This window comes from Steroidobacter flavus (genome assembly GCF_042651805.1).
Classification (GTDB): domain Bacteria; phylum Pseudomonadota; class Gammaproteobacteria; order Steroidobacterales; family Steroidobacteraceae; genus Steroidobacter; species Steroidobacter flavus.
The window spans coordinates 2,336,852-2,359,396 of the sequence record NZ_JBHSDU010000015.1 but is presented as its reverse complement, the minus strand read 5'-3'; the positions used below and the strand labels follow the sequence as shown (position 1 = coordinate 2,359,396).

The window sequence follows — 22,545 nt, the reverse complement described above, 5'->3', positions numbered from 1 at the left end:
AAGAAGGGTTAGGGTCCTAGCTGCAGTTCTTCGGATAGTCCAGCTCAGCATTCACGCCGCTGTCCCACTCCAGCTCACTCCAGTCCTCGATGTCGAACTCCACCGTATAGATCGCGCACGTCGGCATATTGTCGATCTCGCGCTCCGCCGAAATACGGTCGGCGAATTCCGTCAGGCCTGGATTGTGCCCAACGATCATCAGATGCGCGGCCTTGCCGCCGAGCTCGCGAATGACTTCCTTCAACACTTTGGGCGACGCGAGATATAACCGCTCATCCTGCTGCAACTTCGTCGCGGGTAAGTGCAACTCACGCATAAAAATCTGCGCCGTCGCCAGCGCTCGCGCGGCCGGGCTGGTAATCACCAGATCCGGCTTGAGCTTGCGCTCGCGCAGGCGGCGCGCCATCTCGGGGGCGTCTTTCTGACCGCGAGGTTCGAGCATGCGATCCCAGTCTTCCTGACCGGAATGCTGAGCTTCGGTCTTGGCGTGGCGAAGCAGAGTGAGACGCATGTCATTCCTTAGTCAGTTTCGATCTCGACCAGGCCGTCGTCGTTGACGCGTGTGGGATAGGTGCGCACGGGCTCATAAGCGGGCGGCGTCAACGCCGCGCCGGTGCGCAAGCAGAAGCGGGCGCCATGGCGTGGACAAATGACAACGTCGCCATCGACCGCGCCGCCGGCCAGTTCGCCGCCATCGTGGGTGCAAAGATCGTCGATGGCGTAGAACGTGCCGCAGATATTGAACACGGCGATCAGCTGAGCGTCGATCTCGGTCTGCGCGTAGTCGCCCGGCGCGATCGAGGCCGCGGGAGCCACAGCGTGCCAGCTCATGAGCGGAACTCCGCGTTTCCCGCCATCGCTGCTCGGTAGTCACCAGTCATTAGTCACCAGTCACTTCTAATTTTTTACATCATTCCCGTCTGCAGGCGTGCCGCTTCCGACATCATGGTCTGATTCCAGGGCGGATCGAACACCAGCTCGACATCGGCGCGCGTGACGGTGGGGACCAGCTCGACCTTGTCTTTGACGTCCTGCACCAGCACTTCGCCCATGCCGCAACCGGGCGCGGTCAGGGTCATTTTGATGTCCGCGATGCGACCGCCCTCGGGCGTGTGCGTGATGTCACAGGTGTACACCAGGCCCAGCTCGACGATGTTGATGGGAATTTCCGGGTCGTAGCAGGTGCGCATCTGATCCCACACCAGCTGCTTCACGTCCTCGTCCGTGGCGTCGGGCGGGAGCTCGGGGGCGAGACTCGGTTCTTTACCGAGCGCGTCCGCGTCCTTGCCGGGGATGCGGAACAGATTGCCCTCCACGTAAACCGTGAAGCTGCCGCCGAGGGCTTGAGTGATGAAGCCTGTCTTGCCTTCGCGCAGAGTCACCGGGATGCCGGCGGGCACCATGATGGCTTCGACGTCGCGCTGTAGCGTTACAGGTTCGTTGTCGTGGCTGTGCATGAAAGAGCTAACTACTCTGTAGTCACCGGTTCAGCGGCGCGATCGAGCGCCGCATTCAGTGTATGCCAGCACAGGCTGGCGCATTTCACGCGGGCCGGAAACTCGCGTACGCCGGAGAGCGCGGCGAGCTTGCCGAGCCGGGCGGGATCGACGGCGGCATCGTGCTGAGTCAGCAGCGTGTGCACGTCGTCGAACAATTCCTTCACTTCCGATTTGGTCTTGCCTTTCACGGCTTCGGTCAGCAACGACGCCGACGCGACCGAGATCGCGCAGCCGGTGCCTTCGAATTTCACATCGGTGATGTGCTCGCCCTTGAGATTGGCGTACACCGTCAGCCGATCGCCGCACAACGGATTGTGACCGTCGGCGTGCGCATCGGCAGGATCGAGCTTGCCGAAGTTCCGCGGATGGCGGTTGTGATCGACGATGACGTCGCGATAGAGATCTTTCAGGTCCATGTCAGCCCAACACTTTACGAGTGTGCTCGAGGGCGGCCACCAGCCGGTCGATTTCCTCACGCGTATTGTAGAACGACATCGAGGCACGCGCCGTCGCCGGGATCTTGAAGAACTCCATCACCGGCATGGCGCAGTGATGCCCGGTCCGGATAGCGACACCTTCGGTATCGAGAATGGTGCCGATGTCGTGCGGATGAATGCCGTCGAGTGTGAACGACACGACGGCCGCTTTGTCCGGCGCGGTGCCGACGATGTTCAGGCCCGGCAGCGCGCTCAAACGTTCGGTCGCATAGTCGAGCAGCTCATGCTCGTAGGCGGCGATGCGCTCCATGCCGATCTTTTCCAGATAATCGATGGCGGTCGCGAGGCCGATGGCGCCGGCGATGTGCGGCGTGCCGGCTTCGAACTTCCACGGCAGCTGATTGAAGGTGGTCTTCTCGAACGACACCGACAGAATCATGTCGCCGCCACCTTGCCAGGGCGGCATCTTTTCCAGCAGCTCGCGCTTGCCGTACAGCACGCCCATGCCGGTCGGACCGAGCATCTTGTGACTGGAGAAGCAGTAGAAGTCGCAGCCCAGTGCCTGAACATCGACCGGTGTGTGCGGGATGGCTTGCGCGCCGTCGAGCAGCACGGGCACGCCATGCTGTTTGGCGACCTTGATGAACTGTTCGACCGGCACGATGGTGCCGAGCGCATTGGAAACATGCGCCAGCGCGAGCAGCTTGGTCCTCGGGCCGATGAGTTTCTCGAACTCGTCGAAGTCGACGACGCCCTGCTCGTTGATCGGAATGACCTTGAGCACCGCGCCGACCTGCTCACGCAGCAGCTGCCACGGCACGATGTTGGCGTGATGCTCGAGGGCGCTGATCAGAATCTCGTCGCCGGGCTGGAAGCCGGGACGCAGGAAGCTTTGAGCAACCAGGTTCACCGCTTCGGTCGTGCCGCGAACGAACACGATCTCTTTCGTATCGCGGGCATTGATGAAGCGACGGATCGTCTCACGCGCACCTTCGTAAGCGTCGGTGGCGCGCTGGCTCAGCGTATGAACGCCACGATGCACGTTGGCATGATCGTGCTCGTAATAACGGGAGATCGCTTCGATCACGGACTTCGGCCGCTGACTCGACGCCGCGTTGTCCAGGTACACCAGCGGTTTGCCATTCACCGTCTGATGCAGGATGGGAAAGTCGCGCCGGATGGCGGCGATATCGAGCGCAGTCGCGCTCCGCGTGGCTGTCACAGCAGCGTTCATGCCTTGGCCTCGTTCGCTAGCTTGAACCGCTCATCGATCTGCTTCTCGAGCGCGGTGCGCACTGGAGCAAGCTCGATGGTCGAGAGAATGGATTCGGCGAATGCCCGGATCAGCGCGGCGCGGGCGTCGGATTCCGACAGGCCACGCGAGCGCAGATAGAAGAGGGCGGTTGCATCGAGCTGACCGGTCGTCGCGCCGTGACTGCATTTCACGTCGTTAGCGTAGATCTCCAGCTCGGGCTTGGTATCGATTTCGGCGGTGGCCGAGAGCAGCAGGTTGCGGCTCGACTGACGCGAGTCGATTTTCTGCGCATCGGGTCGCACGATGATCTTGCCGTTGAAGACGCCACGGCCGCGCCCGCCGGCGATGCCGCGATAGTCTTCTTCGCTCGTCGTGTGGGGAGCGACGTGATCGATGCGTGTGTGCGCATCCAGATGCTGGGTGCCCATCGGCGCGAGCAATCCGAACAGCGCGGCGTGCGCGCCGCTGCCCTCGAGCAACGCGTTGATGCCAGTCCGGCCCAGCGTGCTGCCCAACTGGATGTCATGAACGGAATATCGCGCGTCCTTCGCGAGCTTCGTCTGGATGTGGCCGATGTGGAAGGCACGCGGCGCTTCCTGCTGAACGCGGAAGTGAGCAATCGCGCCGCCCGAAGCGACTTCGAAGCGAGTGACCGAATTCGTGAAGTACTCCGTCTCGTTCGCGCCGAGGTAATGCTCGACGATCGTCGCACGACTATTGCGGCCCGCACGAACCACGACGCGCGGATGACTCATCCGCCCCGCGGCTGCGGTGGTTGACTGATGCACGATGTAGATCGGCTCGTCGAGGATGGCATTGTCCGCGAGATTCACCACGACGCCGTCTTCGAAGAACGCCAGATTCAATTGCTCCAGCGCATTGCCGGTGAGCTGATCGTGTTCCTTCAGATACGTCGCGACGGCGGCAGGCTCACGCTGCAGCCATTGTTTGAGCGTAAGCACCGTCACGCCCGGCGGCTGCGCGGTCTGTGACGACAGAGCAGGGAGCCAGTGCCCGTTGACCAGCGCGATGCGTGTGCCGGTCGTCGTCAGCCAGTCAGGCTGATGCGCGTCCAAAGCGGACGCGTCGGCAGGCGTGAACGAGCGCGTCTCCAAACGACGCAGGTTCGTGTACTTCCACGCCTCGTCCCGCTGCGTCGGAAAGCCGGTCGACAGAAACTGATCGAGCGCGGCTCGGCGCAGCGCTGTCAGCTCGTCATTCCCCTGCCATCGCGCATCGAACGCGGCTTTGTACCGCTCGACAGGCGACGCAGTGCTTTTGACGTCGACCGCACTCACGCCGCGGCCTCCTGCTTCACCCAGTCGTAACCGCGCTTCTCGAGCTCCAGCGCCAGCGACTTGTCGCCGCTCTTGATGATCTTGCCGCCGGAGAGCACGTGCACTTTGTCCGGCTCGATGTAATCGAGCAGACGCTGATAGTGCGTGACCATCACGATGGCGCGATCCGGGCGACGCAGGCTGTTCACGCCGTTGGCGACCACGCGCAGCGCGTCGATGTCGAGGCCCGAGTCGGTTTCGTCGAGCAGCGCGAGCGATGGCTCGAGCACGGCCATCTGCAGAATCTCGTTACGCTTCTTTTCGCCGCCGGAGAATCCTTCGTTGACGCCGCGGTTCAGGAAGCTCTCATCCATCTGCATGAGCTTCATCTTCTCGCGCACCAGCGTGAGGAACTCGAACGCGTCCATCTCGGACTCGCCGCGATGTTTACGAATGGCGTTGAGGCCGGCCTTCAACAAATAAACGTTGTTCACGCCAGGGATTTCGACCGGGTACTGGAACGCGAGGAACACGCCTTCGCGGGCGCGCTCTTCGGGCGACAATGCGAGCAGGTCCTTACCTTTATAAGTGACGCTGCCGTTGGTGACGGTGTAGCCCTCGCGACCGGCGAGCACCTGTGCGAGCGTGCTCTTGCCCGAGCCGTTCGGGCCCATGATGGCGTGCACTTCGCCCGCGCCCACTTCGAGGTCGAGCCCGTGGAGCACCTGCTTTTCGCCGGCGAGCGCGTGGAGATTCTTGATACTGAGCATGATTGAAACTGTATTCCCGGGTTTGGCGATGGCTATCAGGTCGGCTGTTTAGCCGACTGAACCCTCGAGGCTGACGGCCAGCAGGTTCTGAGCTTCGACGGCGAATTCCATCGGCAGCTCCTTGAACACGGCCTTACAGAAGCCGTTGACGATCATGTTCACCGCGTCCTCTTCGGAGATGCCGCGGCTCAGGCAATAGAACAATTGATCGTCACCGATCTTCGACGTGGTGGCTTCGTGCTCGACGCTCGCGGTCGGCGTGCGGACTTCCATATAAGGGAAGGTGTGCGCGCCGCACTTGTCGCCCATGAGCAGCGAGTCGCACTGAGTGAAGTTGCGGGCGTTGATCGCGCTCGGCAGCACTTTCACCAGACCGCGATAAGCATTCTGGCCGTGACCGGCCGAGATGCCCTTGCTCACGATGGTGCTACGGGTGTTCTTGCCGATGTGAATCATCTTGGTGCCGGTGTCGGCCTGCTGATAATTGTTGGCCACGGCCACCGAGTAGAACTCCCCGACCGAGTTGTCGCCGGTCAGGATGCAGCTCGGATATTTCCAGGTGATCGCCGAGCCGGTTTCCACCTGAGTCCAGCTGATCTTGGAGTTCGCGCCACGGCATTCGCCACGCTTGGTGACGAAGTTATAAATGCCGCCGACGCCGTTCTCATCGCCCGGATACCAGTTCTGCACGGTCGAGTACTTGATCTGCGCGCCTTCCAGCGCAACCAGCTCGACGACCGCCGCGTGCAGCTGATTTTCGTCGCGCATCGGAGCGGTGCAGCCTTCGAGATAGCTCACATGCGAGCCTTCCTCGGCGACGATGAGCGTGCGCTCGAACTGACCGGTCTTGGCCGCGTTGATGCGGAAGTAGGTCGACAGCTCCATCGGGCAGCGCACGCCTTTCGGCACGAACACGAACGAGCCGTCGGAGAACACCGCCGAGTTGAGCGTTGCGAAGTAGTTGTCCGTGTAAGGAACCACGCTGCCGAGATACTTTTCGACCAGCTCCGGATACTTCTGCACGGCCTCGGAGAATGAGCAGAAGATCACGCCGGCCTTGTGCAAACGTTCCTTGAACGTGGTCGCGACCGACACGCTGTCGAACACCGCATCCACGGCCACGCCGGCGAGGCGGGCGCGCTCATGCAGAGGGATGCCGAGCTTGTCGTAGGTCTCGAGCAGCTTCGGATCGACTTCTTCCAGGCTCTTGGGCGCATCCGCCTTAGGTCTCGGCGCCGAATAGTAGGAAATCGATTGATAGTCGATGGGCTGGATGCGCAGGTGCGCCCAGTGCGGCTCTTTCATGGTCAGCCAGTGGCGGTACGCGCGCAGGCGCCAGTCGAGCATGAATTGCGGCTCGCCCTTCTTGCGCGAGATGAGACGAATGACGTCCTCATCCAAGCCTGGCGGGACGGTGTCGGATTCAATGTCCGTGACGAAGCCGTGCCGGTACTTCTGAGCGACCAGGGCTTCTAAAGTCGGATCGGTTTGCGGATTGCTTGCCATTGCTAACTTCAACCCAAAAATTATTCGTGCGAGACGCGCAGCCGGGTGAGCGGCACGGTGGTCGTCGTGACTCCGCGCGGCGCGCCGGCCAGCTCAGCGAGCGAAATGTCGGTGAGCGCGCGGCGGATTGCGGCGTTGACCTTCTGCCAGGTATGACCGACAGCGCATTTCGACTCGATGCCACAGGTGCTGTGGGAGCCGCTGCATTCGGTGATGGCGAAGGGCCCTTCGAGCGCATCCAGGATGCGGGCGGCGGTGATTTCACCGGGCGGCTGGGCCAATTGATAGCCGCCGTGGCTGCCGCGCGTCGAGATGACCAGGCCGCTCCGCTGCAGCTTTTTCAGCAGCTTGCTGACGGTCGGCAGGCCGATATGGGTGGCCTCGGCCACTTCGGCGGCCGTCCACAAGCGCTCCGGCTGCCCTGCGAGGCGGGCAAGAATCACCGTGCCGTAGTCGGTCAGCTTGCTGATGCGAAGCATGGAGGTTCCAGGACCAGGGGAGGAGGATATGGGACCATTCTAGTCCCAATACAACCGTATGACCACCCCGTGACAGGACTGAGCTTGGATTGCGTCAATTTTACCGGCGGGAAACCGACTTCAGGCCCGATAGTCCAACGCTGTCGTTCCGTTACAACATGTGTATCGGCCGGAGCTGAAGGCGATTTGCTATCCTACGCCCCCCAAAACTTGAGGCTTGCCGTTTGGGCCGACGCTGTTGGAGGCGTCGTGTCGCGCGCAAGCTCACCCCAGAAGGCGGAGGACAGTATGAATCGCTCTGAACTCGAATCGATCGCGCGTGCAATGGTTGCAAAAGGCAAAGGCATCCTGGCGGCTGACGAATCCAGCGGCACCATCAAGAAGCGCTTTGACAGCATCCAGCTCGAATCGACCGAGGAAGCGCGCCGTACCTATCGCGAGCTGTTGTTCACGACGCCCGATGCGGCGAAGTACATCAGCGGCGTGATTCTTTATGATGAGACCATCCGCCAGAAGACCAAGGACGGCACGCCGTTCTCGCAGTACCTGACCAAGCTCGGCATCGTCCCGGGCATCAAGGTGGACGCGGGCGCCAAGCCGCTGGCCGGTTTCCCGAATGAAACGATCACCGAAGGCCTCGACGGCCTGCGTGAGCGTCTGGCCGAATATCACAAGCTGGGGGCCCGCTTCGCCAAGTGGCGCGCCGTGATCGATATCGGCAAGGACATCCCGACCCAGTTCGCCATCGACGCGAATGCGCACGCGCTGGCCCGTTACGGCGCGCTCTGCCAGGAAGCGAACATCGTCCCGATCATCGAGCCGGAAGTGCTGATGGACGGCGATCATTCCATCGAGCGCTGCGAGGAAGTGACCAGCGCCGTGCTGAAGTCGGTGTTCGAGCAGCTCGATTCACACCGCATTCATCTCGAAGGCATGATCCTGAAGCCCAACATGGTCATCTCGGGCAAGAAGAACACCTCCCGCGCCGGCCGCCAGCAGGTTGCTGAAGCCACCGTGCGCACGCTGAAGCGTTTCGTGCCGAGCGCCGTGCCGGGCATCGCGTTCCTCTCCGGTGGCCAGAGCGCCGCCGAAGCCACTGAGCACCTGAGCCTGATGAACAAGCTCGGGAATCTGCCTTGGGAGCTGACCTTCTCCTACGGCCGCGCCCTGCAGGACGAAGCCCTGAAGGCGTGGGGCGGCAAGGCGGAGCAGTTCGCCGCGGGCCAGAAGGCTTTCGCTCGTCGTGCCAAGTTGAACGGCGATGCGCGTAACGGCAGCTACACCGCCGCTTCGGAGCAGGCTGCTTAAGCCTCGCGTAAGTATGGGCGGAGACAATGCATCGCGTGTTCATATCGGGGTCGTGAATGGTCTCTGTTAGCACCGATGCGTCTCCCGCCCAACGTTCCGCCGCCGCCGAACCGCTCATCGAAATCAAAGATGTGCATTATTCGGTGGGCGGCCGGAGCATCTTCTCCGGCCTGAATCTATCGATTCCACGCGGTCGAATTACCGCGCTCATGGGACCGAGCGGCACCGGTAAAACCACGCTGCTGCGTTTGATCACCGGCCAGATCAAGCCGACGCAAGGCCAGATCCTGTTCGACGGCATCGACGTGTCTTCGCTGAAGACGCGGGAGCTGTACGCGCTGCGCCGGCGCATGGGCATGCTGTTCCAGAACGGCGCGCTGCTGACCGACATGAGCGTGTTCGAGAACGTCGCGTTCCCCTTGCGCGAGCACACCGACCTTCCCGAATGTTTGATTCGTAACATCGTGCTGACCAAGTTGCAGGCCGTCGGCTTGCGAGGTGCCGCGCAGTTGATGCCGGCCGAGCTGTCGGGCGGTATGAATCGACGAGTCGCGCTCGCGCGCACCATGGCGACCGATCCCGAAGTGCTGATCTATGACGAGCCGTTCACCGGCCTCGATCCGATTTCGATGGGCATGATCGTGCGGCTGGTCCGTCATATGAATAACGCGCTTGGAATTACCAGTATCGTCGTCTCACACGACGTGAAAGAGCTGACCGAGCTGACCGACACCAGTTTCATCATTGCCGGCGGCAAGGTGGCGGCGTCGGGCGAGCTCAAGAATCTGAAAGGTCACCAATCCGACATCGTCAACCAGTTCGTCAACGGACTGCCCGACGGGCCGGTGCCATTTCATTATCCGGCGGCTGACTACTACCAGCAGCTGCTGGGGTCCGAAGCATGAAATTACTGCGAGAGCTGACGGACAACGCGGGCGACTTCGCTGCGACTGTCGGCGGCGTCACCTTGTTTCTCGGTCGCGTGCTCGTGCAGGTGCCGCGCGCGTTGATGCGGCCGTCGCTGGTCGTCGACCAGGTTCACAACGCCGGTGCGTTGTCGCTGGTCATCATCATGACTTGCGGACTGTTCGTCGGCGCCGTGCTCGGCCTGCAAGGGTATGACTTGTTGTTACGTTTCGGATCGGAAGACGCGCTCGGCACGGCCGCGGCGCTGGCTTTGATTCGAGAGCTCGGGCCGGTGGTCACGGCGCTGCTGTTCGCCGGCCGCGCTGGCACAGCGCTCGCTTCCGAGATCGGCTTGATGCGTGCGACCGATCAGCTCACGGCGATGGAAATGATGGCGGTGGATCCGATCCGTCGCGTCATCGCGCCCCGGTTCCTGGGCGGCTTGATCTCGATGCCCTTGCTCACCTTGATCTTCATCGCCATCGGCATCTTCGGCGTGCAGGTCGTGGGCGTGCAATTGTTTGGCGTGGACTCGGCGTCGTTCTGGTCGCAGATGCGCTCGAGCGTCGGCCACGACGACATCTTCGAAGGCGTGCTCAAAGGCTGTGTGTTCGGGTTCGCCTGCAGCCTGGTCGCGGTGTACGAAGGTTATACCGCGACTCCGACGGCCGAAGGCGTCGGCCGTGCAACTACCCGCACCGTGGTGATTTCCGCGGTGCTGACCCTGATGCTGGATTACATGCTCACAGCTGTCATGCTGTGATTGCGGAGCGATTATGCGTTCGACACGCACTGTAGAAATTTCGACCGGATTGTTCGTGCTGCTGGGCTTCGCAGCGCTGTTTTTCATGGTGACCCAGATCACCAACCGTGAACTCTCGGTCGACGGCGGGAGTTATGACGTGACCGCCCGCTTCGAGAACATCGGCAGCCTGAAACCGGGCGCCGCGGTCTCGATGGCCGGCGTCACGGTGGGCCGGGTCGACTCCATTACTTTCGACCAGAGCGTTTACAAAGCGGTTGTGAAGATGCGGATTGCCTCCAATTACAACCGCATTCCGAATGACAGCGATGCGGCCATCATGACCTCGGGCCTGCTGGGCGGTCAGTACATCGGCATCACCGCCGGTGGCTCGGAGGAATATCTGAAGGCCGGCGACCGCATCGAGCTGGTGCAGGACGCGCTGGTGTTGGAGAACCTGATCAATCAGCTGGTCGCCAGCTTCATGAGCAAGAAGGACGATCAGTCGTCGAGCTCTGGCGGACAGAACAAGACGGAGGAAGCGAAGCAATGAGTATCTTCGTGCAGAGTCGTAGAAACATTCTTTCGGCCGGTCTGGCGCTTGTAGCCACGTTCGGTCTGTTTGCTGGCGGCGCACAGGCGCAGGACGCGTCCAAGCTGGGGCCACAGGAGCTGGTCTCCAAAGTCGCAAACGACACGCTGAAGGATCTCGACGCCAATCGCGCCACGTACGCCAAGGACAAGTCCAAGGTGCACGAGCTGGTCGACAAGAACATGCTGCCGTACTTCGATACCGCCTACGCCGCGCAGCTGGTGCTGGCGAAACATTGGCGCACGGCGACCCCGGAACAGCGCAAGCGGTTTATCGAGGCGTTCTATCAGTCGCTGCTGCAGAACTACGGCGAGGCGCTGCTGGAGTTCACCCCGGATCGTCTGAAGATCCTGCCGTTCCAGGGCAACCCGGCCGACAAGGTCGCCACGGTTCGTACTGAGATCCGTCGTGACAACGGCAGCCGCGTGCCGGTGAACTATTCGCTGCGTCGGCTCGATGACGGCAGCTGGAAGGCGTACGACGTGCAGATCGAAGGTGTGTCGTATGTGAAATCGTTCCGCACCGACTTCGGCTCGGAGATCGATCAGAAGGGTCTGGAGGCGGTGATCCAGCGTCTGGAGCAACAGGTCGCCAGCGGCACCGTGAAGAAGCCGACCGAGAAGGCGAATCCCGCTTGATCAAGCCGGCCACGATTCCCGGTCCCGCTAAACTTGAAGCGCTCGGCAACGGGCGCTTCAAGGTCTTCGGCGCGCTCAATGCCGATACCGCGACCGAGCTGCTCAAGCACAGCGACGCGGCCTTCAAGGGCGCGACGGCGCTCGAGATCGATCTGGCGAATGTTCCGGAAGGGGACAGCGCGGGCTTGGCACTGCTGATCGAGTGGTTGCGGCTGGCGAAACAGCGTCAGCAAACCATTCACTTCCAGAATGTGCCCGAGCCCATCGCGGCCCTGGCCCGGATCAGCGAAGTCGAAAAGCTGCTGAACTGTAACGGCGCGCACTGACGCTGATCGGTTCATAATGCGGGCCTGCCCTCAGGCCGGTGCCCGCATGCTCTCCCAAGTCGATACGTTCAACGCCCTCGCCATCAGCCGGCTCGCTCACGAGCTGCAGGCGCAGGGCCGCTCGGTCATTCACATGGAATTCGGGCAGCCGTCGACCGGCGCACCGCGGGCCGCGATCGAGCGGGCCCATCAGGTCCTCGATACTGATCCGGGTGGCTACTGGGAGAGCACCGCTCTCAAGGCGCGGCTCGCCAAACATTATCTCGACAGCTACGGCGTCAAGGTCGAGCCCGAACAATTCATTCTGACGTGCGGGGCGTCTCCGGCGCTTACGCTGGCGTTGACCGCGACGTTTTGTGCCGGCGACCGGATTGCACTGGCTCGCCCGGGCTATGTTGCTTATCGCAACACGCTGCGCGCTTTGCATCTCAAGCCGGTGGAGATTCCTTGCGGACCTGAGTCGCGATATCAGCTGACCGCGGCCAGTCTGGCTGCGCTCGATCCCGCGCCCCACGGCATCATCGTCGCGAGTCCCGCGAACCCGACCGGGACGATCATCGTTCCAGCCGAGCTGGAAGCGATCGCGCGCGTGTGTCGTGAGCGCAATATCACCATCATTTCCGATGAGATCTATCACGGCCTGAGTTACGTCGGCCCGGCGCGCTCCATGCTGGAGTTCGAGCCGAACGCGCGCATCGTCAACAGCTTCTCGAAATATTTCAGCATGGTCGGCTGGCGGCTCGGCTGGCTGCTCGTCCCCATGGCACACGTGCCTCGCGTCCGCGCCTTCATGAGCAATTTGTTTCTAACGGCCCCCTCCCTGAGCCAGCACGCCGGTCTCGTGGCGATGGATTGTCGCGATGAGCTGGAAGCATACGTCGCGACGTATGCCCGCAATCGGAAGCTGCTGCTCGAAGCCTTACCCAAGCTCGGCCTCAACAACATCGCCCCACCCGACGGCGCGTTCTATATCTACGCCAACATCGCCCACCTCACCGACGACAGCCTCTCTTTCTGCCAATCCCTACTCCGCGACACCGGCGTCGCCACCGCCCCCGGCATCGACTTCGACCCCGTCGAAGGCCACCACTTCATGCGCATGAGCTTCGCTGTCTCGACCGCGGAGGTTGAAGATGCGATTGCTCGCATGACGCCCTGGTTCGCGGCGCGTGCACGCACCTAAGGCGCTGTAATCAGATTAATTCTGGTCGCGCCCACTCACAGGGGCGAGGTCGGTCGCCTTGCCGGTCTATACAAGAATTTGTATAGTGAGGGTGAGGCATGAAGCCCATCGAGTTCTGCGGTGATTCGCTGGACTGCTTGCGAGAGTTCCCCAGGGATACCCGGCGCGAGGCCGGTTTTCAGCTCGATCGCGTGCAACGTGGCCTGGAGCCGTTCGACTGGAAACCGATCTCCACAGTAGGGGCCGGGGTTCGCGAGATTCGGATTCGAGATGATTCGGGTGCGTTCCGAGTGCTGTATGTGGCCAAATTTGCGGACGCCGTTTACGTACTACATTGCTTCCAGAAGAAGACCCAGACCACGTCCAGGCGTGATCTCAGTCTGGCGGAACAGCGATATCGCGAGTTGTTGAAGGAGCGGCCATGACCAAGAAGCGATTTTCTTCCGTCTGGGACGCCATCGAGGATTCGGCGCCGGAGGCGGCGAGCATGAAGCTGCGCGCGGAGTTGGCGAACGAGATCATCGAAAGAATGCGCGCTCGCAAGTTGACTCAGGCGAAGGCGGCGGAATTGATCGGCGTGACACAGCCGCGAGTTTCCGACCTGATGCGGGGCCGGTTGAATCTTTTCTCGCTGGATTCGTTGGTGGATATCGCCGATCGGATCGGCTTGCGCACCCGGGTTGTCGTCAGCCCCAAACGGGCGGCCTGACCCAAAAAAATCCCGGCGTAGGCCGGGATCTTCTTTTAGCGAGCTTGCAACGACCGCTCACTGCGGCGGCGGATTTTCCGGAGGCGTTTCCGTTTCGCCTTCTTCCGGCTCTTCGCCGATGTCTTCCAGCGTCTCGGGCGGCGGGTTGCCGTCGAAGATGTTGAATTCGCGTTGCTGGACCCAGGCGTCGCGGATGAAGACGTAGGGGTCGTAGGTGCGCTTGAGGGTTTCATCGAGCGGCAGCAGTTCCGAGCGCGTGTGGATCGGGTTGATGATGCGCACGGCCCAGTCCGCTTCCCAGGGCAGGTCGGTGTATTGCAGCGGGGTGGTGAACCAGTCGACGACGCGCGACGGTGCATCACGCACCGAAGAAGGGCCGAACAGCGGCAGGTTCACGTAAGGACCGGAAGGCACGCCCCACACGGCGAGCGTCTGGCCGAAGTCTTCGTCGTTCTTTTCCAGGCCGAGCGGCGTGGCCACGTCGAAGATGCCGGCGACGCCGAGCGTGCTGTTGATCAGAAAACGCCCCGTGTCTTTCAGGCCCATCAGCACCTTGCCCTGCAGGAACTGGTTAAGGAAGGTGCCCGGGTACTCGAGGTTGCTCAGCACATTGCCGATGCCGGTGCGAATGAATTGCGGCGTGACCTTGCGGTAACCCTTGGCGACCGGCTTCAACGCCGCCTTGTCGATGGTGTCGTTGAATTTGTAGACGCCGCGATTGAAGCCTTCGAAGCTTTCCTTGTTCGTGGTGCGGCCGGGTGCGCTGGCGCAGCCGGCAGCAGCGAGGGCGAGCAACAGAAGCGCGGCGCGCAGTAACGTGGACATGCGTCGTGATCCTTCAAACAAACTCGAGTGGGACGCCACGGCCCGGCGAAATCATTCGCCGGCGGGCAGGGTCAGGAGGATATCTCACACCCGACGGGTGCGAGGATTGTATCAATTTGCGCGGCGTCGACCGTCGCCGTTGCTGGCTTCGATGGGCCGGCGGGCGGCCCGCTTGGGCAATGCTTGCTGAATTTCGTCCAGCCGGGCTTCGAAGCGTGCGCGCTGCACCTCGCTGATCTTCGGCACGGCCAGGGCAAGCTGCAGCTGATTGACGGCCAGCAACAGATCGCCGCTCATGATGTGGTACTCGGACATGTAGTAGTACGAGTCGGCCACGTCGCCGGCGGCATTCGCCGCCTGCGCGGTGAGCTTGGCCTGCTCCGGTGTCGGCGGGACGGTATTGAACAGGTCGAGCAGAATCTCGTGCGCCTTCTTGGCGTCGCCCTTTTGCATCAGCGTTTCGGCATACCGAATGGTCACGGCGACATTGCGCGGGAACAGCTCCGACGCACGCTTCAACGTTTGAATGGACGCCTTGCCATCGCCCGCCTGCAACTGCGCCTGACCCAGCGCTGTGTGGTACTGAAGAATGGTCGGATCGGAGGAGCGCAAGCGTTCGAAAATCGGCACGGCCTTGGCGGGCTGACCGGCCATCATCAACGCCAGTCCTTGTCCGTAAACCTGCGCGGGCGTGGCATCGGGCTCGTTCGTGATCGTGGCGGCGTAATACGCACGCGGATCTTCGCCCGCCGGCGTTGACAGCACGCGGAGGCGTTCGCGCGTCAGCGCATAACTCACACTTTGCGGAGCGGGCGCCACCTCGAGCTGCGCAGCCCGTTCCTTCGTTTCGGCGATACGCGTGGTGCTTACCGGGTGCGTGCGGAGCATTTCGGGAATGTTCAATTCGCTGCCGCCCGCGAGCCGGCTCATGGTCTCGAAGAATCTCGGCATGCCGTTCGGGTCGAAGCCCGAGCGCGCCAGAAAGCCCAGGCCTACACGGTCGGCTTCCGTTTCGTTGGAGCGCGTGAAGCTGATCTGCTGCTGGATGGCCAGGCTCTGCGCCGCTGCCACGCCGGCCATCGCCGCATCGCCGCCGCCCGCCGCCGCACCGACCAGAATCGCCGCCAGCATGGCGGCCGTGGAGACCAGGCTCGAGCGACTCTGAGCCGCGATGCTGCGAGCAATGTGTCGCTGCGTAACGTGTGCAATTTCGTGCGCGAGCACGCCGGCCAGCTCGCTCTCGTCGTCGGTCTTCAGCAGCAGGCCCGTGTTCACGCCGATGAAGCCGCCCGGCAACGCGAACGCGTTGATGGTGTTGTCCCGGACCATGAAGAAGTTGAAGCGCTGCGAGCCGTCGTGGGCCTGGCTGGACAGCTTCAATCCCAGCGCGCGGATGTACTCGGTGACTTCGGGATCTTCGAGGATCTGATCCTGGTCCCGCAGACCCCGCACGATCATGCGGCCGATCTGGTACTCGTCCTCCAGGGTCAGCATGGTCGACGCCGGGTTGCCGATGTCCGGCAGATCGTCCGGATCGGCGTGGCTCACGCCCCCCGCCATGACCAGGGACGCCACGGAGGCGCACAACAGTGCCTTGAACATCGAAAAGGAGGGCATTTTCACAGCGAGCAGTGTGGTGCGGGCCGGGGAGGCTGTAAAGCGTCTCTACTTCGACCTTAACCGCCGCTGTACGTTCATCGCCGACGCAAAAGTCGCGACAGGTCAGTGGGTTGGCGGCCTCGGGGAGGACCGAGGACCTGGCTGGGGGAGTACCGGCGCGCACGGCTCGATAATTCGTGACCGGTTCGGCGAATGGATTCCCCAGCGCCTATCTGTAGCAAAAACCCCTTTCTAGCCGCGAACGACTCCTTTAGAATGCGCGGCCCCGCACGGAGAGGTACCGAAGCGGTCACAACGGCACCGATTCGAAATCGGTTGAGGGCATTACGTCCCTACGAGGGTTCGAATCCCTCCCTCTCCGCCACTCTTCCGCCGAAGGCCGGCACAGATGGCAGCTCAAGAACCAGCCATTCACGGCCCCGCTTCTTGATAGCCTCGGCGTCGAAATCCTACAGTCGCCCCGCCAGCTTTTTCACCCAAGCTCGACTTGGGGATGAAGCTGCTTGCAAGATTCAAGTGAGACTCAGGCAACATCTCCATGAGTTACATCTGCAGCAACTGTATCGGAGAAGAGTTTCTTCGCAATCTCGTCGCTCGCGAAGCGTCTCAAGACGAGCCCTGTGAGTACTGTGAGCGCGAGGAATCACCGACTGTCGAAATCGGGTTCATCGCGGATAGATGCGACGCTGTCATCGAGACCTTTTATGAACTCTCGAGCCAAACGGCGGCGGTGATTCACTTCGACAGAACTCCGGCGGGGGACGACTTACCGACGGTTATACAGAAGCTCGTCAGGGTCAATGAGGCGGCAGTCACTGCCATTGTCGAGACGTTGAGCGACAAGTGGTTCGACGGAGACTCGATGGAGTCGCGGTATGGTGATGATGATGATCCGTGGTTCGTTCTGAAGAGTCACCTGGGCTCAGCGATGAGCGCGCGGTGGGCCGAGATGGAAAGCAGCTTGCGCAATGAGGCGCGTCATCTCAACCCCAACGTTGCTGAGTTCATGGGTGAGGTGTTTGGTGACATCGCGGCGGACGTCACAGCGAAGGGCTCATCGGTGTTGGTGGATGCCGGGCCAGGCTCCAGCATCGACAAGTTGTTTCGGGCTCGAGAGTTCCAAACAGAAAAGGGACTCTACGACGCCTTGCATCATCCAGAGAAGTTTCTAGGCGCGCCGGCAGTAGGGATCGGAAGGGCGGGGCGTATGAATGCCGCGGGGCAGCCCGCGTTTTACGGGGCTACAGACGCGGACATTGCACTCGCCGAGGTACGTCCAGCAGTCGGTAGCTATACGGTTGTGGCGACGTTCGCGATCACCCGTCCCCTCAAGCTGCTCGATCTTGGTCTACTCATGGAGGTGCGGCTCAAAGAGGGGGCGAGCTTGTTCGATCCAATGACCAAAGCCGCCGCGGAGCGACGGGATTTTTTGAAGACGCTCTGTACAAAAATGACGTTGCCGGTGGTGCCGGAGGGGCAGGATCACGATTATCTGATCACGCAAGTTGTGGCGGACTACCTGGCGATGCATCCTCGAGCGTCGATTGATGGGATCGTCTATCCGTCCGTGCAGTTTGAAACTCCAGTCGGTAAGAATGAGGAACGTCGCGGTCAAAACATTGTGTTATTCCACAAGGCGGCGACTACGCTCTACGCGGACAGCATGAAATCCACAGGGTTTGTCCAGCTCTACCAGGTGGACAGTCAGGATTCTGAAGAGTACTGGTATCCATGTATCGAATTTGGGGCGCCGGAGCCTGAGTCCAGCTATTTCCAACGACCGGGCTTCAATCCAAAGCCAGCTCTGGAATTGGTTCGAGACAGCATTCACATTCATCGCATCACCTCGGTGAAGATATTTTCGGATGATTCGCCAGTGCGGCTTGGAACGTTGGGGCCCTGGAGTCGATAGCTCGCCGTTCCGTTGAAGGCCGGTTTTCGGGCTTCCTCTCCGCCACCTTCCGCCGCACTCGCAATCGATCAAGCACCATAGCCTTCGGATCCCTTCGCTGTGCGCGAGGTGAGGAGTGCGAGCACGGCCGCAATCGCCAGCAGAGCAGCGCCGGCACCGAAGGTGCTTTGATAGCCGCTCATGTCGAATAACAGGCCCCCGACGACCGCGCCCATCGTGATGGCGAATTGGACGATTGCCACCATGAGCCCACCGCCGGCTTCGGCATCTTGGGGTAGCGACCTGGCCAGCCAGGTCCACCAGCCAACGGGAACCGCCGTTCCGACCAGTCCCCACGCGCTGAATAGCATTGCGGTAGCGACGAGATCATTGCCGAAGGCGATGAGAGCGACGGCGATCCCGGCCATCGTCAGAGGAACGACGATGAGCGTGCTGTAGAGACGCTTCTCGAGAAAGAGCCCAATGAGGCTGGTGCCGATGAAGCCTGCCACTCCCATTGCAAATAGAATCGTTGACAGCGTCGTGACATCGACTCGGGTCACCGTCTCGAGGAACGGCCGCATATAAGTGAATAGGGCGAACTGGCCCATGAAGAGCGCGGCCATCGCAGCCATGCCCAAAGCTACCACCGGACGGCTCAGCAATTTGAAAACATTCCCTGAACGGGACCGGCGTTGAGTCGGCATCGACGGCAGGCTGATCATCTGCCAGAACAAAACGACGATCGCGAGTGGCACGATACAAAAGAAAGCGCCTCGCCAACCGATGATCGCGCCCAGGAAACTGCCCAGGGGCGCGGCAATGACAGTAGCCAGCGCGTTGCCGCCGTTGAAGATCGCCAGCGCCCGCGGCACCTGATGTTTGGGGACGAGCCGCATGGCGGTCGCCGCCGACATCGACCAGAAACCGCCGATCAAGATGCCCACTAACGCGCGGCCAATCATGAAGATCGAATAGTTCGGTGCGAGCGCGACGACTGCTCCAGCGATCGCCATGATCGCGGTCAGGGTCAGTAGCACCGCTTTTCGATCGCGGTCGCCGACCAGCGTGGAGATAAACAAGCTCGTGAGCACCGCGAAGATCCCTGACACCGCGATCGCCTGGCCTGCCTGTCCTTCAGTGATATGCAGATCGGTGGCAATCGGTGTGAGCAAGCTCATCGGCATGAATTCGGAGGCGATCAACGCGAACACGCAAAGTGACATTGCGAAGACGCCGCCCCAGTGATGTGGACGATCTTCAGAGGCAATGGCGACAGCAGAAACATCGGCGGACATCAAATTCGACCTCGGGTGCCGGGGGCTGGAGGAGCGACAGAATAGGGAGCGGGGAGCGCATCGAGTAGCGGCCTCAGCTCGCATGTAGTTATGAGCGGGCCTCAGCAATCGGACCGGCCGGGGCAAGAGCCCGCGATAGACGGCACCTGGACCGATGCGAGAGAATTCCCGAATGGCGCGCGAAAACTTTCATGATTTGCAGGCCTTCCTGGTGGTCGCTCGCACTCGCAGCTTCACCAAGGCCGCCGCGCAATTGGGCGTCTCGCCCTCCGCGCTCAGTCACTCGATGCGTGGCCTCGAGGAGCGACTGGGTGTTCGTTTGCTCACGCGTACCACGCGGAGTGTTTCGCCCACGGAAGCGGGCGAAAGGTTGCTGCATTCCGTAGGGCCACGTTTCGATGAAGTCGAGGCGGAGCTCGAGCAGTTGAGCGAGTTTCGGCAGAAGCCGGCCGGCACGATTCGAATCACCGCGGGCGATCATCCCGCCGTGACCGTGCTCTGGCCGAAGCTGGCCAAAGTGCTGCCCAAATATCCCGAGATCAAAGTGGAGATCAGCATGGAAGGCGGGCTGATCGATATTGCCGCTCACCGCTTCGATGCCGGGGTTCGCCTGGGCGAACAGGTCGCCAAGGACATGGTGTCGGTGCGCATCGGGCCCGATGTTCGTTTTGCGGTGGTGGGAACGAAATCGTACTTCGCAAAGCATCCGGTCCCGAAGACACCTCAGGACCTGACGGCGCATTCGTGCATCAACCTGCGTCTGGCCACGCACGGTGGATTATGGGCTTGGGAATTCGAGCGCCACGGTCGCGAGCTGAAAGTGCGTGTGGATGGACAGCTGATCTTCAACAGCATCTTTCAAGTTCGCGATGCCGCGCTCGCAGGACTGGGGCTCGCCTATATTCAAGAGGACCTGGCGCGGCCGTATCTCGACAAGGGCGAGCTGGTCTGGGTGCTCGAAGAATGGTCGCCGCCCTGGACGGGATATCACCTCTACTATCCGAGTCGCCGGCAGTCGTCGCCGGCCTTCGCGCTGATCGTTGACGCGCTCCGTCACCGCGGCAAGTCGCCTCAATGACTAAACCGTGAACAAAGTTTTAATAGCACGGCGCTCGTCCATCGCACGATAGCCTTCTGCCACTTCGCTCAGCGGTAGCGTGAGATCGAAGACTTTGCCCGGATCGATCTTGCCGTCGCAGATGAGATCGATCAGCTCGGGCAAAAATCGTCGCACCGGTGCGGGGCCTCCGTGCAGATGCACCTCGGCAAAGAACACGTCCTGGCCGGGAAAATCAGCGCCGTGAGGAACGCCGACGAAACCGACATGCCCACCGGGGCGGGTGCAGCGGATCGCCTGCATCATCGCCTCTGAGCTGCCAACGGCTTCGATCACGGAGTGGGCGCCGAGCCCGCGCGTCATCTCCTTGATCCTGGCGACGCCTTCGTCGCCGCGTTCAGTCACGATGTCGGTGGCGCCGAATTCGAGGGCTAGCTTCTGTCGCGACGGATGACGACTCATCGCGATGATGCGCTCCGCGCCCAACTGCTTCGCTGCGATGACCGCGCACAGTCCCACCGCTCCATCGCCAACAACGGCGACTGTCTTTCCCGGGCCCACCGCCGCAGCAGTGGCGGCGAACCATCCTGTGCCCAGCACGTCGGACGCTGCGAGTAAGCTCGGTACCAAAGCCTTCGATGGCAACTCCCGAGTAGGCACGAGTGTGCCATCCGCGAGCGGCACGCGCAGAAAGGGTGCCTGCGCGCCGCCGGCCCCAACATACTCATGATGTACGCAGCGACTGTGATAGCCGGCTTGGCAGATCTCGCAGGTGTTGTCGGATGCGAAGAAGGATCCGACGACGAACTGACCGCGACGTAGATTTCTCACAGCGCTGCCGACTTCTTCGACGATGCCGCAGTATTCATGGCCCATGGGCGTCGGTTCAGAGGACCGGTCCACGCCGCGATACGGCCATAGGTCCGATCCGCACACACAGGTCGCGGACAATCTGATAATCGCATCCGTGGCAGCGACGATCTTTGGATCCGGCCGCTCATCGAATCGAATGTCCTTGGGGCCGTAAAGTACCGCTCCACGCATTGCCAGACTCCTCTCTAAGAAGCTACCTATTACACGCGCCGACCGCGACGGGAGTTAGCCACCGCGGGCGAATGCGGTTGTGAGATCGGCTCATCAATCCGGCGCTTTACAGGCCGGTGGTCGCAAGAAGATGCTCGGGGTAGCGCTCGCCTTCGATCGGAATCGCGGCGGCCGCCTGCCGAATTTCGGTCAAGTCCGCCTCAGTCAGCGCTACGTTGATGGCGCCAAGGTTCTCTTCGAGTCGGTGCAATTTCGTCGTGCCTGGAATGGGCACGATCCAGGGCTTTTGCGCGAGCAACCAGGCGAGCGCGATCTGGGCCGGCGTGGCTTCTTTCTCGGCGGCGATTCGCTTCAGGAGTTCGACTAGCGACTGATTCTTCTGCATCGCTTCGGGTGTGAAGCGCGGGAGAATGTTCCGAAAGTCGCCTTCGCCGAGCCTGGTGTCTTGGCTCATCGCTCCGGTCAGGAAGCCTTTGCCGAGCGGGCTGTAAGGCACCAAGCCGATGCCCAGCTCCTCGCAAGCCTGCAGGATGCCATTGGTCTCGACGCCGCGAGTCCACAACGAATATTCGTTTTGCAAGGCGCTGATCGGCTGCACTGCGTGCGCGCGACGCACGGTCTGGGCGCCCGGCTCCGACAGACCGAAGTGCTTCACCTTACCCGCGGCGATCAAATCTTTGACCGCTCCGGCCACATCCTCGATCGGAACGTTCGGGTCGACCCGGTGCTGATAGATCAGATCGATCTGCTCGACCCCCAGGCGCTTGAGCGACGCGTCGGCGACTGCCTTGATATTCTGGGGTCGACTGTTCAGTCCGCTCTGCTTGCCATCGGCAATGTTGAAGCCGAACTTGGTGGCAATAACGACTCGGTCGCGCACCGGGCGCAATGCTTCACCGACCATTTCTTCGTTAGTAAAAGGTCCATAGACCTCTGCGGTATCGAAGAAGGTGACCCCTCGATCCACCGCCTGGCGAATCAGCGTGACGCCTTCCTGCTTGCTGACCTTGTTGGCGTAACCGAAGTCCAGGCCCATGCAGCCATAGCCGAGTGCGGAGACTTCGAGTCCGCTGCTACCGAGAGTGCGCGTTTGCATGTCGATGACTCCTCAATTGCGCCTGTGCCGGGAAAGAATTCCGAGGCGAACAAGATAGTTGCCAGGGCCGCGCCTGATTAGGGGGCG

Annotated in this window: 25 protein-coding genes and 1 tRNA gene; 12 read left to right on the top strand and 14 right to left on the bottom strand. The window is 61.6% G+C overall.

Going from position 1 to position 22,545, the window contains the following annotated elements; translation table 11 throughout:
- Positions 1-16: 16 nt before the first annotated feature.
- The 9 genes from ACFPN2_RS37235 to ACFPN2_RS37195 all read right to left on the bottom strand — a co-directional run bounded on the left by ACFPN2_RS37235 (position 17) and on the right by ACFPN2_RS37195 (position 7,223).
- Entirely contained in the window at positions 17-511 is a 495-nt protein-coding gene (locus tag ACFPN2_RS37235; RefSeq protein WP_380606229.1) for a SixA phosphatase family protein, read from the bottom strand.
- Between the two features lie 8 nt (positions 512-519).
- The gene (locus ACFPN2_RS37230) at positions 520-831 is read right to left on the bottom strand and encodes a Rieske (2Fe-2S) protein (protein WP_380606227.1); all 312 of its coding nucleotides are present in this window, start codon (positions 829-831) and stop codon (positions 520-522) included.
- 74 nt (positions 832-905) lie between these two features.
- A complete protein-coding gene (sufT, locus tag ACFPN2_RS37225; RefSeq protein WP_380606225.1) occupies positions 906-1,457 on the bottom strand; it encodes a putative Fe-S cluster assembly protein SufT in 552 nt (183 codons plus the stop codon).
- A gap of 11 nt (positions 1,458-1,468) precedes the next feature.
- Entirely contained in the window at positions 1,469-1,915 is a 447-nt protein-coding gene (gene sufU / locus ACFPN2_RS37220) for a Fe-S cluster assembly sulfur transfer protein SufU (protein ID WP_380606223.1), read from the bottom strand.
- Position 1,916: 1 nt separating this feature from the next.
- The gene (locus ACFPN2_RS37215) at positions 1,917-3,170 is read right to left on the bottom strand and encodes a SufS family cysteine desulfurase (RefSeq protein WP_380606221.1); all 1,254 of its coding nucleotides are present in this window, start codon (positions 3,168-3,170) and stop codon (positions 1,917-1,919) included.
- Positions 3,167-4,489, bottom strand: coding sequence for a Fe-S cluster assembly protein SufD (sufD, locus tag ACFPN2_RS37210; protein WP_380606219.1), 1,323 nt, complete (start codon positions 4,487-4,489; stop codon positions 3,167-3,169). The genes ACFPN2_RS37215 and sufD overlap by 4 nt, the downstream gene beginning before the upstream one ends.
- Entirely contained in the window at positions 4,486-5,238 is a 753-nt protein-coding gene (gene sufC, locus ACFPN2_RS37205) for a Fe-S cluster assembly ATPase SufC (protein WP_380606217.1), read from the bottom strand. Before sufC ends, sufD begins: the two co-directional genes overlap by 4 nt.
- Before the next feature lie 48 nt (positions 5,239-5,286).
- Positions 5,287-6,744 (bottom strand): Fe-S cluster assembly protein SufB, encoded by a 1,458-nt coding sequence (gene sufB / locus ACFPN2_RS37200; RefSeq protein ID WP_380606215.1) that lies wholly within the window; start codon positions 6,742-6,744, stop codon positions 5,287-5,289.
- A gap of 20 nt (positions 6,745-6,764) precedes the next feature.
- Positions 6,765-7,223: an SUF system Fe-S cluster assembly regulator gene (locus ACFPN2_RS37195; RefSeq protein ID WP_380606214.1), complete on the bottom strand. Its 459-nt coding sequence runs from the start codon at positions 7,221-7,223 to the stop codon at positions 6,765-6,767.
- A 288-nt stretch (positions 7,224-7,511) separates the two neighbouring features.
- On the opposite strand from ACFPN2_RS37195, the gene ACFPN2_RS37190 reads away from it, so the two are divergent.
- The 9 genes from ACFPN2_RS37190 to ACFPN2_RS37150 all read left to right on the top strand — a co-directional run bounded on the left by ACFPN2_RS37190 (position 7,512) and on the right by ACFPN2_RS37150 (position 13,627).
- Positions 7,512-8,531: a class I fructose-bisphosphate aldolase gene (locus tag ACFPN2_RS37190; RefSeq protein WP_380606212.1), complete on the top strand. Its 1,020-nt coding sequence runs from the start codon at positions 7,512-7,514 to the stop codon at positions 8,529-8,531.
- Between the two features lie 56 nt (positions 8,532-8,587).
- Complete coding sequence (locus ACFPN2_RS37185) at positions 8,588-9,436, top strand: ABC transporter ATP-binding protein (protein WP_380606210.1); 849 nt, start codon at positions 8,588-8,590, stop codon at positions 9,434-9,436.
- On the top strand, positions 9,433-10,200 hold the full coding sequence (gene mlaE / locus ACFPN2_RS37180; RefSeq protein ID WP_380606208.1) for a lipid asymmetry maintenance ABC transporter permease subunit MlaE: 768 nt from the start codon (positions 9,433-9,435) through the stop codon (positions 10,198-10,200). Before ACFPN2_RS37185 ends, mlaE begins: the two co-directional genes overlap by 4 nt.
- A gap of 13 nt (positions 10,201-10,213) precedes the next feature.
- Entirely contained in the window at positions 10,214-10,732 is a 519-nt protein-coding gene (mlaD, locus tag ACFPN2_RS37175) for an outer membrane lipid asymmetry maintenance protein MlaD (protein WP_380606206.1), read from the top strand.
- Positions 10,729-11,409, top strand: coding sequence for an MlaC/ttg2D family ABC transporter substrate-binding protein (locus tag ACFPN2_RS37170; RefSeq protein WP_380606204.1), 681 nt, complete (start codon positions 10,729-10,731; stop codon positions 11,407-11,409). Before mlaD ends, ACFPN2_RS37170 begins: the two co-directional genes overlap by 4 nt.
- Positions 11,406-11,735: an STAS domain-containing protein gene (locus ACFPN2_RS37165; RefSeq protein WP_380606202.1), complete on the top strand. Its 330-nt coding sequence runs from the start codon at positions 11,406-11,408 to the stop codon at positions 11,733-11,735. The genes ACFPN2_RS37170 and ACFPN2_RS37165 overlap by 4 nt, the downstream gene beginning before the upstream one ends.
- Before the next feature lie 46 nt (positions 11,736-11,781).
- Entirely contained in the window at positions 11,782-12,918 is a 1,137-nt protein-coding gene (locus ACFPN2_RS37160) for a pyridoxal phosphate-dependent aminotransferase (protein WP_380606200.1), read from the top strand.
- Positions 12,919-13,016: 98 nt separating this feature from the next.
- Positions 13,017-13,343 (top strand): type II toxin-antitoxin system RelE/ParE family toxin, encoded by a 327-nt coding sequence (locus ACFPN2_RS37155; RefSeq protein WP_380606198.1) that lies wholly within the window; start codon positions 13,017-13,019, stop codon positions 13,341-13,343.
- Positions 13,340-13,627: a helix-turn-helix domain-containing protein gene (locus ACFPN2_RS37150; RefSeq protein ID WP_380606196.1), complete on the top strand. Its 288-nt coding sequence runs from the start codon at positions 13,340-13,342 to the stop codon at positions 13,625-13,627. The genes ACFPN2_RS37155 and ACFPN2_RS37150 overlap by 4 nt, the downstream gene beginning before the upstream one ends.
- A gap of 57 nt (positions 13,628-13,684) precedes the next feature.
- On the opposite strand, the gene ACFPN2_RS37145 is transcribed toward ACFPN2_RS37150, so the two are convergent.
- The gene (locus ACFPN2_RS37145; protein ID WP_380606194.1) at positions 13,685-14,452 is read right to left on the bottom strand and encodes an MlaA family lipoprotein; all 768 of its coding nucleotides are present in this window, start codon (positions 14,450-14,452) and stop codon (positions 13,685-13,687) included.
- A gap of 111 nt (positions 14,453-14,563) precedes the next feature.
- Positions 14,564-16,069, bottom strand: coding sequence for a M48 family metalloprotease (locus ACFPN2_RS37140; RefSeq protein ID WP_380606192.1), 1,506 nt, complete (start codon positions 16,067-16,069; stop codon positions 14,564-14,566).
- A 274-nt stretch (positions 16,070-16,343) separates the two neighbouring features.
- On the opposite strand from ACFPN2_RS37140, the gene ACFPN2_RS37135 reads away from it, so the two are divergent.
- Together ACFPN2_RS37135 and ACFPN2_RS37130 are read left to right on the top strand one after the other, a co-directional pair.
- Positions 16,344-16,436: transfer RNA gene (locus ACFPN2_RS37135), tRNA-Ser, on the top strand.
- A gap of 174 nt (positions 16,437-16,610) precedes the next feature.
- A complete protein-coding gene (locus ACFPN2_RS37130) occupies positions 16,611-17,984 on the top strand; it encodes an RES family NAD+ phosphorylase (RefSeq protein WP_380606190.1) in 1,374 nt (457 codons plus the stop codon).
- 68 nt (positions 17,985-18,052) lie between these two features.
- Here the strand turns inward: ACFPN2_RS37130 and ACFPN2_RS37125 are convergent, their stop codons facing one another.
- Positions 18,053-19,261: an MFS transporter gene (locus ACFPN2_RS37125; protein WP_380606189.1), complete on the bottom strand. Its 1,209-nt coding sequence runs from the start codon at positions 19,259-19,261 to the stop codon at positions 18,053-18,055.
- 172 nt (positions 19,262-19,433) lie between these two features.
- Between ACFPN2_RS37125 and ACFPN2_RS37120 the strand changes: the two genes are divergently transcribed.
- On the top strand, positions 19,434-20,339 hold the full coding sequence (locus ACFPN2_RS37120) for a LysR family transcriptional regulator (RefSeq protein ID WP_380606187.1): 906 nt from the start codon (positions 19,434-19,436) through the stop codon (positions 20,337-20,339).
- Here the strand turns inward: ACFPN2_RS37120 and ACFPN2_RS37115 are convergent, their stop codons facing one another.
- Both ACFPN2_RS37115 and ACFPN2_RS37110 read right to left on the bottom strand, forming a co-directional pair.
- Positions 20,340-21,362, bottom strand: coding sequence for a zinc-dependent alcohol dehydrogenase family protein (locus ACFPN2_RS37115; protein ID WP_380606185.1), 1,023 nt, complete (start codon positions 21,360-21,362; stop codon positions 20,340-20,342).
- Positions 21,363-21,468: 106 nt separating this feature from the next.
- A complete protein-coding gene (locus ACFPN2_RS37110; protein ID WP_380606183.1) occupies positions 21,469-22,458 on the bottom strand; it encodes an aldo/keto reductase in 990 nt (329 codons plus the stop codon).
- Positions 22,459-22,545: the final 87 nt, after the last annotated feature.

Coding starts and splice junctions, on each gene's coding strand:
- ACFPN2_RS37235 (WP_380606229.1), bottom strand. CDS start 511: ATGCGTCTCACTCTGCTTCGCCACGCCAAGACCGAAGCTCAGCATTCC.
- ACFPN2_RS37230 (WP_380606227.1), bottom strand. CDS start 831: ATGAGCTGGCACGCTGTGGCTCCCGCGGCCTCGATCGCGCCGGGCGAC.
- sufT (WP_380606225.1), bottom strand. CDS start 1,457: ATGCACAGCCACGACAACGAACCTGTAACGCTACAGCGCGACGTCGAA.
- sufU (WP_380606223.1), bottom strand. CDS start 1,915: ATGGACCTGAAAGATCTCTATCGCGACGTCATCGTCGATCACAACCGC.
- ACFPN2_RS37215 (WP_380606221.1), bottom strand. CDS start 3,170: ATGAACGCTGCTGTGACAGCCACGCGGAGCGCGACTGCGCTCGATATC.
- sufC (WP_380606217.1), bottom strand. CDS start 5,238: ATGCTCAGTATCAAGAATCTCCACGCGCTCGCCGGCGAAAAGCAGGTG.
- sufB (WP_380606215.1), bottom strand. CDS start 6,744: ATGGCAAGCAATCCGCAAACCGATCCGACTTTAGAAGCCCTGGTCGCT.
- ACFPN2_RS37195 (WP_380606214.1), bottom strand. CDS start 7,223: ATGCTTCGCATCAGCAAGCTGACCGACTACGGCACGGTGATTCTTGCC.
- ACFPN2_RS37190 (WP_380606212.1), top strand. CDS start 7,512: ATGAATCGCTCTGAACTCGAATCGATCGCGCGTGCAATGGTTGCAAAA.
- ACFPN2_RS37185 (WP_380606210.1), top strand. CDS start 8,588: ATGGTCTCTGTTAGCACCGATGCGTCTCCCGCCCAACGTTCCGCCGCC.
- mlaE (WP_380606208.1), top strand. CDS start 9,433: ATGAAATTACTGCGAGAGCTGACGGACAACGCGGGCGACTTCGCTGCG.
- mlaD (WP_380606206.1), top strand. CDS start 10,214: ATGCGTTCGACACGCACTGTAGAAATTTCGACCGGATTGTTCGTGCTG.
- ACFPN2_RS37170 (WP_380606204.1), top strand. CDS start 10,729: ATGAGTATCTTCGTGCAGAGTCGTAGAAACATTCTTTCGGCCGGTCTG.
- ACFPN2_RS37160 (WP_380606200.1), top strand. CDS start 11,782: ATGCTCTCCCAAGTCGATACGTTCAACGCCCTCGCCATCAGCCGGCTC.
- ACFPN2_RS37155 (WP_380606198.1), top strand. CDS start 13,017: ATGAAGCCCATCGAGTTCTGCGGTGATTCGCTGGACTGCTTGCGAGAG.
- ACFPN2_RS37150 (WP_380606196.1), top strand. CDS start 13,340: ATGACCAAGAAGCGATTTTCTTCCGTCTGGGACGCCATCGAGGATTCG.
- ACFPN2_RS37145 (WP_380606194.1), bottom strand. CDS start 14,452: ATGTCCACGTTACTGCGCGCCGCGCTTCTGTTGCTCGCCCTCGCTGCT.
- ACFPN2_RS37140 (WP_380606192.1), bottom strand. CDS start 16,069: ATGCCCTCCTTTTCGATGTTCAAGGCACTGTTGTGCGCCTCCGTGGCG.
- ACFPN2_RS37130 (WP_380606190.1), top strand. CDS start 16,611: ATGAGTTACATCTGCAGCAACTGTATCGGAGAAGAGTTTCTTCGCAAT.
- ACFPN2_RS37125 (WP_380606189.1), bottom strand. CDS start 19,261: ATGTCCGCCGATGTTTCTGCTGTCGCCATTGCCTCTGAAGATCGTCCA.
- ACFPN2_RS37120 (WP_380606187.1), top strand. CDS start 19,434: ATGGCGCGCGAAAACTTTCATGATTTGCAGGCCTTCCTGGTGGTCGCT.
- ACFPN2_RS37115 (WP_380606185.1), bottom strand. CDS start 21,362: ATGCGTGGAGCGGTACTTTACGGCCCCAAGGACATTCGATTCGATGAG.
- ACFPN2_RS37110 (WP_380606183.1), bottom strand. CDS start 22,458: ATGCAAACGCGCACTCTCGGTAGCAGCGGACTCGAAGTCTCCGCACTC.